This is a genomic window from Acinetobacter sp. ANC 4648, assembly GCF_002135345.1.
Taxonomy (GTDB): domain Bacteria; phylum Pseudomonadota; class Gammaproteobacteria; order Pseudomonadales; family Moraxellaceae; genus Acinetobacter.
This window is the reverse complement of sequence record NZ_NEGI01000001.1, coordinates 135451-149207: the sequence shown is the minus strand read 5'-3', so window position 1 is coordinate 149207 and position 13757 is coordinate 135451. Positions and strand designations below refer to the sequence as shown.

Annotated in this window: 10 protein-coding genes; 4 read left to right on the top strand and 6 right to left on the bottom strand. The window is 39.0% G+C overall.

Features of this window, described 5'->3' with window-relative positions:
• Positions 1-6: 6 nt before the first annotated feature.
• From B9T27_RS00680 to B9T27_RS00655, 6 genes are all read right to left on the bottom strand, one after another.
• On the bottom strand, positions 7-1989 hold the full coding sequence (locus B9T27_RS00680; RefSeq protein ID WP_086204961.1) for a MacB family efflux pump subunit: 1983 nt from the start codon (positions 1987-1989) through the stop codon (positions 7-9).
• A 2-nt stretch (positions 1990-1991) separates the two neighbouring features.
• A complete protein-coding gene (locus tag B9T27_RS00675; protein WP_086204960.1) occupies positions 1992-3356 on the bottom strand; it encodes an efflux RND transporter periplasmic adaptor subunit in 1365 nt (454 codons plus the stop codon).
• A 120-nt stretch (positions 3357-3476) separates the two neighbouring features.
• The gene (gene holA, locus B9T27_RS00670) at positions 3477-4466 is read right to left on the bottom strand and encodes a DNA polymerase III subunit delta (RefSeq protein ID WP_086204959.1); all 990 of its coding nucleotides are present in this window, start codon (positions 4464-4466) and stop codon (positions 3477-3479) included.
• Positions 4467-4484: 18 nt separating this feature from the next.
• Positions 4485-5027 (bottom strand): hypothetical protein, encoded by a 543-nt coding sequence (locus B9T27_RS00665; RefSeq protein ID WP_086204958.1) that lies wholly within the window; start codon positions 5025-5027, stop codon positions 4485-4487.
• A gap of 183 nt (positions 5028-5210) precedes the next feature.
• On the bottom strand, positions 5211-7835 hold the full coding sequence (gene leuS, locus B9T27_RS00660) for a leucine--tRNA ligase (protein WP_086204957.1): 2625 nt from the start codon (positions 7833-7835) through the stop codon (positions 5211-5213).
• 133 nt (positions 7836-7968) lie between these two features.
• The gene (locus B9T27_RS00655; RefSeq protein WP_416224376.1) at positions 7969-8310 is read right to left on the bottom strand and encodes a DUF4124 domain-containing protein; all 342 of its coding nucleotides are present in this window, start codon (positions 8308-8310) and stop codon (positions 7969-7971) included.
• 572 nt (positions 8311-8882) lie between these two features.
• On the opposite strand from B9T27_RS00655, the gene B9T27_RS00650 reads away from it, so the two are divergent.
• The 4 genes from B9T27_RS00650 to B9T27_RS00635 all read left to right on the top strand — a co-directional run bounded on the left by B9T27_RS00650 (position 8883) and on the right by B9T27_RS00635 (position 13674).
• Positions 8883-10610 (top strand): acetolactate synthase 3 large subunit, encoded by a 1728-nt coding sequence (locus B9T27_RS00650; RefSeq protein WP_086204956.1) that lies wholly within the window; start codon positions 8883-8885, stop codon positions 10608-10610.
• A complete protein-coding gene (ilvN, locus tag B9T27_RS00645) occupies positions 10607-11098 on the top strand; it encodes an acetolactate synthase small subunit (protein WP_086204955.1) in 492 nt (163 codons plus the stop codon). The genes B9T27_RS00650 and ilvN overlap by 4 nt, the downstream gene beginning before the upstream one ends.
• Before the next feature lie 122 nt (positions 11099-11220).
• Positions 11221-12237: a ketol-acid reductoisomerase gene (ilvC, locus tag B9T27_RS00640; RefSeq protein ID WP_086204954.1), complete on the top strand. Its 1017-nt coding sequence runs from the start codon at positions 11221-11223 to the stop codon at positions 12235-12237.
• A gap of 924 nt (positions 12238-13161) precedes the next feature.
• Positions 13162-13674: a hypothetical protein gene (locus B9T27_RS00635; RefSeq protein WP_086204953.1), complete on the top strand. Its 513-nt coding sequence runs from the start codon at positions 13162-13164 to the stop codon at positions 13672-13674.
• The last annotated feature ends 83 nt before the right edge of the window (positions 13675-13757 follow it).

Genomic DNA, 13757 nt, shown 5'->3' with positions numbered 1-13757 from the left:
AATTCCTTATTCTCGTGATAACGCATCGACAGGGTCAAGTTGTGCTGCATTTCGTGCAGGGATGAATCCGAATACCACACCAATTAAGGTTGAACATACAAATGCAGCAATGATTGAAGTACTTGAATAAGCCATTTGGAAGGTGCCTTTGGCGAAGTGACCAATAATTTGCCCAATTCCCAGAGAAAGTAGAACCCCTAGCAGACCACCGAAGATACATACTAAAATCGCTTCAATGAGGAATTGTTGCAGGATATCGCTTTGACGAGCACCAACAGCCATTCGTACCCCAATTTCTTGAGTTCGTTCCGTCACAGAAACCAGCATGATGTTCATTACACCGATACCACCCACAATCAAAGAAATCACGGCAATAGCCGAAACCAAGAGGGTCATCGTTGCAGTGGTTTGTTCAATGGTTTCACGAATGCTGTCAGAGTTTTGAGTAAATACATCTTGTGCACCATGCCGTTGTTCAAGCAGTGCCAAAATGGCATTTTCAGCGGCAGAACTTGGGTATTCGTCTTTGACTCGGACAATAATATTCCGAACATTGGCTTGGCCTAACATACGACTCATGACAGTCGAGTAGGGCAAATATACGTTCAGGCTATCAGAATTACTCATCATGCCTTTCTGGGCATCAGTCACACCAATAATACGACTGGGGACACTGCCTAATAAAATGACTTTACCTAAAGGATCTGTGCCATCAGCAAAAAAGGTATTTTTGGTGTTGGAATCAATCACAACATCTTGAGCGCGTTGCAACACACTCTGCTTATCAAAAGCTTGACCTGACTCAAAAGTTAAGCCTTTGACGTGGAAAAAGTCTTCCCCCACACCATTGACGTTAATGGATGCTTCAGTATCTTTATAACGACCAGTGACACCCGAGCTGACTGAGGGGCTGACACTTTCTACATAAGGTTGATCCGCAAGTGCTTCAGCATCTGCCGGAACCAATGTTTTAACTTGTGCTGTTTTAGAATTATCACCAAAACCACGGCCTTGAAATACGGTAATGGTATTGGTACCAAGACTGCTAATATTTTCAAGAATTTGTTTTTGCGAACCTTTCCCAAGGGCAACCACCGAGACCACTGAAGCGATACCAATAATAATGCCAAGCATAGTCAAAAAAGTACGCATGCGATGTGCATTCATGGCTAACAATGCCATATGAAATGCTTCGCTAAAACGATCTAATGCTGCACGCCATGCTGAGGATTTTTTTTGCTTGGTATTGTGATCAGTGTCTAAGCCAATATCGATAATCGGATCGGTTTCAGGAATATTTTGCTTATCTGCAATAATATTCCCATCACTGATTTCAATAATACGAGTCGCATTTTTGGCGACATTCATATCATGGGTAACTAGGATGATGGTGTGACCTTTTGCATTTAGTTCGCGTAAAATACGCATCACTTCTACACCACTATTCTTATCTAATGCACCTGTTGGCTCATCAGCAAGAATTACATCACCCCCATTCATTAAGGCACGAGCAATCGAGACACGCTGTTGTTGACCGCCTGAAAGCTGACTAGGGCGATTTTGGGTTTTTTCAGCTAAACCGAGTTCAGCCAATATTTCATGTGAGCGTTGTTGGCGCACCGTTCGATCAACACCAGCATAAATTGCAGGGACTTCGACGTTACCTGCTGCAGTTAAATCACCTAATAAATGATAGCGTTGAAAGATAAAACCAAAATATTCACGGCGCAATTGGGCAAGTTCATCGGGTTCAAGTTGACCAGTTTCCCGACCATTTACCTTATAACTACCTGAAGTGGGTTTATCTAAGCATCCCAAAATATTCATTAAGGTGGATTTACCAGAACCAGATTGCCCGACAATAGCCACCAGTTCGCCTGCATAAATTTTTAAATTAATGCTTTTTAAAATTTGAATGGTCGACTCACCAGCAGGAAATTCACGAATGAGCTGGTTGACCTCAAGTAGAGGTTGTGTATTCTGATCCATGCTTAGAATCTCATTGCGCTATTTTTATTGCTACGTTTTGCAGAATCATTCGATGTATCAGAAGCATCAGCAATGATGACTTGTTCACCTTGGGTTAAACCACGGAGTACTTGTGCTGTAACGCGGTTATTTAGTCCAATAAGCACTTGTTTACGTAATGGTGTGCCATCTTCAGGTAAGACACGCACAATAGCGAGAGAAGCTTTACCTTGATCAATTAAGGCTTTTTCATCCGCAGTCAGTTCAAGGCGTTGTGGACGATCGCTGTTTTGAGTCGCATCTTTGCTGTCTTTATGCTGTGAGTTGCTTTCAGCAGATTGATTTTTTCCTGAATTTTGACCCGCAGCTGTTGCTGTATTACTGTTGCCACGTTTTGGACGATTTGATTTCTGTAAAGCTGAGGAAGGAATGGTTAGCACATTTTTAGCTTCAGCTAGAATAATATAAACCTGAGCTGTCATATCAATACGTAATTTGCCATCTTCATTCGGGATATCAAATAAAGCATTGTAGTAAACCGCTGTACTCGATGAAGATGAGTTATTATCAGTTTCACTATTAATAGAATCAGGTGCAGGTTCGACTTGGCGTAAAGCTGCATAACGTTTTTTCTCGCTATCGCCTAAAGTCGTAAAATAAACCTTTTGTCCTTCCTGAACTTTCATCACATCTGCTTCAGAAATTTGTGCTTTGACAGTCATCGTATCTAATTTAGCTAATTTTACGATGGTGGGTGCACTTTGATTGGCATTCACGGTTTGACCTTCTTCAGTCACAATCGCAACCACAGTTCCATCAATCGGGGCCACAATTTGGGTATAACCGAGATTTTCTTGTGAGGTTGCTAACGTTAACCGAGATTGTTCAATTTGTGCATTAATTGCAGCAATATCAGCTTGTGCCGTTTTATAACTTGCTAAGGCAGATTCTAGCTCTGCTTTTGAGGTCGCATCTTGTGCATACATCGCTTTTTGGCGCGTATATTCTGCTTCAAATTTGGCTAAATTGGCTTGTTTGACTGCCAATTGTGCTTGTTGGTTTTTAATGCTGGCTTCAGCCGTTTTTAAATCATTGTGCTGACGAACTGAGTCAATTTGTGCAATCAGCTGACCTTGTTTAACTTGATCGCCTAATTTGACATACATTTTTTTGACTTGACCGGAAACCTGTGCGCCGACGCTGACCATTTTGGTGGCTTCTAAATCACCTGTGGCTAAGACTGAATCTTCTAGATCACCGCGTATGACTTCTGTAGTGATGTATTGTGGTTTTTCATTTTTAGGTTTTAAGAATGTCCATGCAAGCGCAGCGAGAATGGCAATACAGACCACGATTAGAATGACTTTGGCTGGTTTTATTTTTGGCATAGCGAAGTGGTTCGAGTCAGAATTAAAAATTGTTCAAATTATAAGAGTGAATTAAGGATAAAGCGTGAATTTTTTTAAATAAATAGAAATGATAATTATTCTAAATAAGCCGTATTGTAATTATGGTGCAAAAAGGGTCTTACCACACATTTCAGCCACACCTTGTAGAATCAAGTGCTCAGCATTTTCCTGACTCATGCCTTTAATTGCAGCATCTATACGCAATAAAAGTTGTGGCCAGCTTAAAAAACTATGAGGATTTAGCCGTCTAAGTGCTTGTTGATAATGAGAAACTTTAGTTTTCCAGATGCCAAGCTGTAAAGCATTTTGTGGCTGCTCGTACAATTGCATCAGTAATCGCATTTCTTTGCTTAGCGTCCATAAAATTAAACTATTTGGTTCGCCAGAAGCGATTAAATATTGAAAAATTTTAGTGGCTTGAATCAGATTTCCAGCAATTAATGCATCACTTAAATCAAATGTTGTATAGCGAGATTGATCTTGTAAACATTCGTATAAATGTTCAATTTTGATAATTTGAGTATCAGGAAAAGTATCATGCACGCGCATTAAACTATTTTTTGCGGCCAGCAAATTGTGCTCGTGATGTTGTTCTAACCACAACCAAGCATCTTGTTCGAGTTGAACCCCCAGTTTGTCTGCTTCGACCATTAAAATACGCTGACGATCTTGCGGATAATGAGCGGTTAAAGCCACCACGACACCATTAGCTTCCACAACTTGAAAGAAAGCAGACTTTAAACTGCTGCTATCTTGCTTTGGCATAATGATTATCAGCAAATTATGTTCATTGTGCTGAATATAGTTTTTTAATAATTTGAGGGTATTGGCATCAGGTTTGATATTGCCATGCACTTCAATTGCAAGATGCTGTGAAAATAAAGATAAGCTATTTAAAGCATTAAAAACATTTTTCCAGTCATTGACACTATTCAGATCAAAACGTTGCCGTTCAACCTCTTGAACATTCCAACTTTTACGGAAGGTATCCAGTAGGTTTTGTTCAAGTAACGGTTCTTGGCCATGTAAAATCCAAGCACCACGCGCTTCATGGACACGCTTTAATGCTTGGAGATAATCAATTTTCATGTCTGTCGTGCGTCTAAATTATTGTACTGTTGGATGGGTGGGTAAAGTCGCATTGACTTTGGCTTTTGGTAAACGATTGGCTGAAATTTGGCGAGTCATTTGACGAGCAATATCATCAATTAAAATATTCTGTAGATAGGTATTCTGTTGATCATCAGTATTTACGGTCGCAACATCATATTGATAACTACGTGTAGCGGTTACAGTCCGTGGTTCTGTAATGGGATTACCTTGTTTGTCTTCAATTTGAAAGGTAACAGATAAACGTAATATTGTTTCAACCAGTTTGCCATTTAGCTCATGACGAGTTGGTTTATAATCCAAGACACGTAATATATCTGCATCACTGGCATTACTGAGTTGTATCCCCGTCGCGGTTAAATATACGCTGAGTTTTTTTTCTAAGGCTTCGGCCGTTTCAGGAATAACCAATTGTAGCTTGGTATAAACCAGTGGCGTTGCCTGCGGGTTTGTTCCTTTAAGATGAAATCCACAACCGACCAAGCTTGCCGTTAAGCCTAGCGTTAATACAACTGCTGCAATACGTTGAGCTAAGTGCATGCTTTGTCCTCTGTGTAGAAATTTTTCATGTATATGGAGTGAATCTAATTTTAAATATCTAACTAATTTTAGAGTCAAAGCCCGTTGAATAACAACGGGCTTTTGTAATCCTTTTTAGGAGCTTTCCAACAATTCAAGGTTGAAAGCCCTATTCCCTTAAAAGTGGAATTTAGCCAGAATAAATTAAACCACTAAATTTACTAATTTATTGGGTACCACAATTTCTTTCTTGGTTGGACCTGTCAAAAATTGTTGTACTTCTGGTAATGCTTTGGCTAAAGCTAATATCTCATCTTTAGAAATATCAACCGCAACTTCTAATTTACCGCGAAGTTTACCATTCACTTGCACCACAATGGTTTGAGTGTTTCGAGTTAAAGCAGATTCATCCACGACTGGGAATAATGCTTCGGTTAACTCTATCCCAAACTGAGCCAATAAGGTTTGACTTAAATGAGGTGCAAAAGGCGCAAGTAAAGTGAGTAAGCTAATAATAGCATCGCGTTCAACAGCAATATCATTATCATCTTTTGCTTCAAACTTATTGATGGTATTCATCAATTCCATTTGTGCCGCAATTGCAGTATTAAATGCATGACGACGTTCTAGGTCATCACCCACTTTCTGAATAGTTTCATGTGTTTTACGACGTAAATCCTGCGCATCTTTCGATAAATTCGCGGCATCGATTGCAGCAGCATGGTTGCCTTTATCTAAGAAACCAGTGGTTAAACGCCATACACGTTTCAAGAAGCGGTTAGCACCTTCAACCCCAGCATCTGACCATTCAAGTGATTGATCTGGGGGTGCAGCAAACATCATAAAGACACGTGCAGTATCTGCACCATATTGGTCAATAATTGATTGTGGGTCGATGCCATTATTTTTTGACTTCGACATTTTTTCTTGGCCGCCAACCACAACAGACTCGCCATCGCCAGTGTATTTTGCAGAAAGCACACGGCCTTTATCATCGTGTTCTAATTCTACGTCAGCTGGGTTAAACCAAGTTTTCTTACCTGATTCTGCTTCACGGTAGAAGGTATCAGCCAAAACCATACCTTGGGTCAACAAGTTGGCAAAAGGCTCATTGCCTTGTACTACACCTTCATCACGCATGAGTTTGTGGAAAAAACGTGCATACAATAAATGTAAAATTGCATGTTCAACGCCACCAATATATTGATTTACAGGTAACCAAGATTGTGCAGCTTCTGGTTTAACTAGACCACCCGTGAAATCTGGTGATGCAAAACGAGCATAATACCAAGATGATTCTACAAATGTATCCAATGTATCGGTTTCACGACGTGCGCCGCCACCACAACATGGGCAAGTTGTTTCATAAAATTCTGGCATTTTATTGAGTGGATTACCCGAGCCATCTGGAACAACATCGGTCGGTAAAATCACAGGCAGTTGTTCTTCAGGTACAGGTACTTGCCCACAGCTGTTACAGTTAATCATTGGAATTGGACAACCCCAATAACGCTGACGAGAAACACCCCAATCACGTAAACGGAATTGAACTTTGGTATTGGCTAATTGCTGTGGTTCTAATTTTGCAATAAATGCATTAAATGCAGCTTGAAACTCTAGCCCATCAAATTCGCCAGAATTAACCAATTTACCTTCTTTAGAACCATACCATTCCTGCCATTTAGTAGCAGAGAATTCAGCAGAGTCTAGACTTTGAGCATCAATCACTTGTTTAATGCTTAAGTTATATTTATTGGCAAATTCAAAATCGCGTTCATCATGTGCTGGAACAGCCATGACTGCACCCGAACCATAAGTCATCAGCACATAATTGGCAATCCAAACAGGAACGGCTTCACCCGTTACAGGATGCTTCACAAACAAGCCAGTTGCCATGCCTTTTTTCTCAGCCACAGCCAGATCAGCTTCAGCCACAGAACCCATACGGCATTCTTCGATAAATGCTTTGAGTTCAGGATTATTTTCAGCAGCTTTCATGGCTAGTGGATGTTCAGCAGCAACCGCCACGTACGTGACACCCATTAAGGTGTCGCCACGCGTGGTATACACCGTTAAATCATCGGCATAAATATCAGGATTGGCTGAAGGGAAGGTAATTTCCATGCCCTGTGAACGACCAATCCAGTTACGTTGCATGGTCAAGACTTGTTGTGGCCAGCCGTCTTTAAGTGTATCTAAATCATCTAATAATTCTTGTGCATAATCGGTGATGCGGAAGTAATACATTGGAATATCACGTTTCTCAACCAATGCACCTGAACGCCAGCCACGACCATTTTCAACTTGTTCATTGGCTAAAACGGTTTGATCGACTGGATCCCAGTTTACCGTTGAAAGTTTGCGATAAATTAAACCTTTTTTATAAAGCTGAACGAATAACCATTGTTCCCAGTGATAATATTCGGGTGTACAGGTTGCAAACTCACGATCCCAATCCACAGAAAGACCTAATTTTTTCAACTGGTCACGCATATATGCGATATTTTCGAAGGTCCATTTTGCAGGAGCAACTTGATGTGCAATGGCTGCATTTTCCGCAGGTAGACCAAATGCATCCCAACCCATTGGTTGTAAAACAGTTTCACCTTTTAAGCGGTAAAAACGGCTAATTACGTCGCCAATGGTATAGTTACGCACATGACCCATATGCAGCTTACCGCTTGGATAGGGGAACATCGAGAGGATATAACGATGTTTACCTTCAACAGTGTCGGCAACTTTAAAGGCTTTGCGAGATTCCCAGTCTTGTTGGACTGTTGGCTCAATCGCACTTGCTTGATATTCAGGGTCAATGTGATGAGTAGTCATATACGTATATTAAGAACAATGGTTAAAAAGTTTGTTGCACAGCATAGCGCAAAATGCACCTAAAAGTGAATTTTGCATACTATTTAAAACTGAAAAAAGTGGATGCAGAATTTCAGCGTCGTCATATATTTAATTATTGTGCTTGAGGGGCGGTATTTGTTTCTACTTGTCCTTTTTGTACAGGCTGATGGCTTGGATGTTGTTGTTCAATTTGAGGTTTAGAATTTATGGTCGGTATTGTTGGTGGGATGGCTTGAGTTGTATTGGTCACAGTAGAATGATTAGCGCCATAGGTATCAATTTTACTTTTACTTTTCGCATTTTTCGGCGGTGGGGTGTTGGTGTAATGTGTTGAACCTTTGCTGTCAGTCCATTTGTAATATTGTTTTGCAAAACTTTGAGATGAGCTGAATGTTGCAATGCTAATCATGGCAACCGTGAAGAGTGTGAATGTAGAACTGCGAGTTTTATGCATGAAATATCCCCGATGAATAAATGTATTCAGTCATTTTATTAAGATAATTTAAATATACACGCTATCAAAATCAATACACTGACTTAAACTGTGAGTGTCGCTATTTTAATCGAATTTAATGAGCGTGGAATATTTCTTTCGTAAATTTATAAGTTTATAAGTGATTGAAATATTTTTTATAAATGGTTCAAAAAAAAGGAATAGTTTAAAATATGTGCGGACGGTAAATAATCAATAAAAAGCAGGATTGAAGCCTTGACTTTGATTGCTGAAACAACAAAAATGCAACAGTAGTTTTATATGTTTTTATTCGATCACCCTTCGAATGAAATACATAGCAAGCAATAACATTTTCTCTAAGCCGAGGGAATGGATATCGTTAAGAATATGTTTATCCCAACATGTTTTTTAAAAAATGTCTACATTGCCTAAACGGCTGTGCAGTCAGAAAAAAATTATTATTGCTGCGAAAACGAAGAAATATGTGTGCTATAACAGAGCACAAGTCAATGAATGAAACACGATTTATGTCTCCCATAATATCGTGATATAAAATATTAGGGTGAATCACGTTGGAACTTTTATCTGGTGGTGAAATGCTTGTTCGTGCATTAGCGGACGAAGGCGTTGAACATGTTTTTGGATATCCAGGCGGCGCAGTTTTACATATTTATGACGCGCTATTTAAACAAGACAAAATAAATCATTACCTTGTTCGTCATGAGCAAGCTGCTGGTCATATGGCAGATGCTTACTCGAGGGTCACAGGTAAAACGGGTGTGGTTCTAGTGACTTCTGGTCCTGGTGCAACCAACACGGTAACGCCGATTGCAACAGCTTATATGGACTCAATCCCAATGGTGATTTTGTCTGGCCAAGTTGCATCACATCTAATCGGTGAAGATGCTTTCCAAGAAACGGACATGATTGGAGTTTCTCGTCCTATCGTGAAACATAGTTTTCAGGTACGTCATGCCAGTGAAATCCCAGCCATTATTAAAAAAGCATTCTATATTGCTGCTTCAGGCCGTCCAGGCCCAGTTGTAGTTGATATTCCGAAGGATGTAACGAATCCAGTCGATAAATTTGCATACGAATATCCTGAAAAAGTAAAGATGCGTTCTTATCAGCCACCGTACCGTGGTCATTCAGGTCAAATCCGTAAAGCAATTGATGAGTTAATTAATGCCAAACGCCCAGTAATTTATGCGGGTGGTGGCGTAGTTCAAGGTAATGCATCTGAATTGTTGACTGAATTGGCACATCTTTTAAATTATCCTGTTACCAATACCTTAATGGGTTTAGGTGGTTTTCCAGGTGATGATGAGCAATTTATTGGTATGTTGGGCATGCATGGGACTTATGAAGCCAACATGACCATGCATAATGCCGATGTGATTTTGTGTGTGGGTGCGCGTTTTGATGACCGTGTTACCAATAACCCTGCAAAATTCTGTCCAAATGCGAAAGTTATTCATATTGATATCGACCCAGCGACGATTTCAAAAACCATCATGGCGCATATTCCAATTGTAGGTGCAGTAGAGCCAGTTCTTCAGGAAATGTTGGTTCAATTGAAACAATTAAATGTTTCTAAGCCTAATCCAGAAGCGATTGCTGCATGGTGGTCACAAATTAATGAGTGGCGTAAAGTTCATGGTTTACGTTATGAAGCTGGTATAAATGGTGTAATGAAACCACAACAAGTGGTTCAAGCTTTGGATCGAATCACCAACAGTGAAGCCATTATCACATCAGATGTTGGCCAACATCAAATGTTTGGTGCGAATTACTATACCTATAAACGTCCACGCCAATGGATCAATTCAGGTGGTTTAGGCACGATGGGTGTCGGCTTACCTTATGCAATGGCGGCAAAACTTGCTTTTCCAGAGCAGCAAGTGGTGTGTATTACGGGTGAAGCATCGATTCAGATGTGTATTCAAGAATTATCGACCTGTAAGCAGTACGGTTTGAATGTCAAAATTCTATGCTTAAATAACCAAGCTTTGGGTATGGTTAAGCAGTGGCAAGATATGAATTATGAAGGACGTCACTCAAGTTCTTATATTGATTCATTGCCTGATTTCCCTAAATTAATGGAAGCTTATGGTCATGTCGGTATTCAAATTGATCATGCCGATGAGCTTGATGCGAAGCTTGAAGAAGCAATGGCGATTAATGATAAATGTGTGTTCATTAACGTGATGGTTGACCGGACTGAGCACGTTTATCCAATGTTAATTGCAGGTCAGTCTTTACAAGATATGTGGTTATCGAAAGGGGAGCGTACTAAATGAGACATATAATTTCTGTACTCGTTGAAAATGAAGCAGGTGCGCTTTCTCGTTTAGTGGGATTATTCTCACAACGTGGTTATAACATTGAAACTTTAAATGTTGCACCGACTGAAGATTCAACCATGTCACGTTTGACTCTAACGACGTATGGCGATGATCATAAAATTGAACAAATCACCAAGCAACTAAATAAATTGGTTGAAGTAGTGAAGGTGGTTGATTTATCTGAAGGTTCGCATATTGAACGTGAATTGATGTTAATTAAAGTCAAAGCATTGGGTGCGGCTCGTGCTGAAATTAAACGGACTGCGGATATTTTTCGTGCTCAAGTTGTGGATGTAACACCGACGACATATACCATCCAAATTGCGGGTACCACTGAAAAGATTGATGGTTTTATTGATGCATTGGCTGAAAATACCATCCTTGAGGTTGTGCGTTCGGGTGTATCTGGCATCGCACGTGGCGAAAAAGTTTTATCTATTTAACTCTTAATTTATTAATACCTCAAAGATAACCTCTCCTTGCAAGGAGAGGACTTAATCAAGAAGATTTTGAATAAATTCTTCAGGATAAGAAGAGGCAACAACGCATTTTAGCGGAGACAACAATGCAAATTTTTTATGATAAAGACTGTGACTTATCTATCATCCAAGGTAAAAAAGTAGCGATTATTGGTTATGGTTCACAAGGTCATGCGCATGCACTTAACCTTAAAGACTCAGGTGTTGACGTAACTGTTGGCTTACGAACTAACTCTACTTCTTGGAAGAAAGCTGAGAATTCTGGCCTTAAAGTTGCTGAGGTGCCTGCTGCTGTTGCACAAGCTGACTTAGTTATGATTTTGACGCCAGATGAGTTCCAATCACAACTTTATCGTGATGTAATCGAGCCAAACATCAAACAAGGTGCAACTTTAGCATTTGCACATGGTTTCTCTATTCTTTATAACCAAGTTGTGCCACGTGCTGATTTAGATGTGATTATGGTTGCACCAAAAGCACCAGGTCATACAGTTCGTTCTGAATTCCAACGTGGTTCAGGTGTACCTGATTTAATCGCTATTCACCAAGATGCTTCTGGTAATGCACGTAACGTTGCACTTTCTTATGCTTCAGGTGTAGGTGGTGGCCGTACTGGTATTATCGAGACTTCATTCCGTGAAGAAACAGAAACTGATTTGTTCGGTGAGCAAGCAGTACTTTGTGGCGGTGCAGTTGAATTGGTTAAAATGGGCTATGAAACGCTGGTTGAAGCGGGTTATGCACCTGAAATGGCTTATTTCGAATGCTTACACGAACTTAAATTGATTGTTGATTTAATGTTTGAAGGTGGTATTGCAGACATGAACTATTCAGTATCAAACAATGCTGAATATGGTGAATATGTAACGGGTACTGAAGTAATTAACGAACAGTCTCGTGAAGCAATGCGTAATGCACTTAAACGTATTCAATCTGGTGAATATGCGAAAATGTTCATTCAAGAAGGTGCGTTAAATTACCCATCTATGACTGCACGTCGTCGTCAAAATGCTGAACATGGGATTGAAGTGACAGGTAATAAACTTCGTTCAATGATGCCTTGGATTCAAGCCAATAAAATCGTAGACAAAGAAAAGAACTAATATTTCTGTCCACCCTAAAAATAGGGTGGCAGTGTCAATAAAAAAGCCAGCTATGCAAATAGCTGGCTTTTTTATTGATGATTTGGAATTAGAAGTGTTCTATATGAGTCGAAAACTAAAATACCTTTGTATGCCAGTACTCTCAGAATCTAAATTTTATAACTTTGTTTATAGTGTTTGCTTGAAATTTTACTTACTTGTTTCTGCTTATATATTTTAGTCACTATTAGCATCTTTGTAGAAGGTAGCTCTCAGCTTTGTATTTAAAGATCATCAGTCTCTATAGGTTGGCTTTTTGATTGTAAGGTGGTGGGTGCTTTAAAAAAATCTTGAGAAAATAGAAATCACATCTTGGTGATTCTAGTCTTAAGGCTATTTGTGAGGATTTATTCGTGAAAATAGTATCGTAGATAATTTAAATTGTGATTTTTTCGAATAAGATATGAATAAGTGTGACTTGGTTCTCGTAAAAGTGTAGTAAATGCCAATAGAAAACGATTAATTTGCTAGATATAGTGCAATATTAGGGTTTATTTTGTAAGTTAAGTAATCTTATTGGAGGTTTATGTAAAATTATAGTTTTAATAAATATAATAAAATCATAATCTTATTTTTTAAAATTATTACCTTAATGATTTTTATATTTTGATCGTGAATATTCATTCGTAATGATTTTTAGGGTTAATTTGCTAGTTAAATAAAACTTAATAAAAACAAGTATATTTAAATAATTATTTAGCGAAAATAAACAAACTGTAATTATAGTGTGAATTATATCACATATATCTGTTTTTTGGTGGAATGAGCTACCATGTCTTAACGGTTACGAATCCTACTCAATAATGAAGGGTGATAAGCGTAATTGTTCCTTGTTGTTAACGATTAAGTGCACATTCTTTTTAAAAAAAGAAATGGGAGAAAAACATGAATAAAATGACGCAGGCTGTATTAGCAGCAGCAGTATTGGGTGCTTGTTCAACAGCAGTTTTTGCAGATGGAGAAGATGCGGCGCGTGGTGGTAATGATGGTCCAGATTACTCACGGTGTACTGAGTTGGGTTGTCAAAAAGATATTCCAATTACATTAGAAGTACCAAAAAAATGTACTGTAACAGGCGGTAGTCCAATTGTTCTAAGTTCGAGTGGTGGTGCAAAAACCTCAAATTATTCGATACAAAGTAATACACATTATGTATTGGAATTGACCACAGCAAATGCTGGAACTTCTAATAGTACATTTGTAAAAAATACAACAGATCCTACAGCTAAGGTGACTACAACCATATTAACAAATGGTGGTTCAGTAGGCTGGGGTAATTCAAACCATGCAGGTATGGGGACAGATAACTACACTGTTTCTGTGAATAATGCAGCAACTACAGCCGCTAATAAAGCAGGCACTTATACAGATACATATCGAATCAGAGTTTCTTATTGATATTTCCTATTTATAATAAAACGAACCTAACTTAATGTTGTGTTAAGTTAGGTTTTTATCGTTAATAATAATAAGGTGATGAT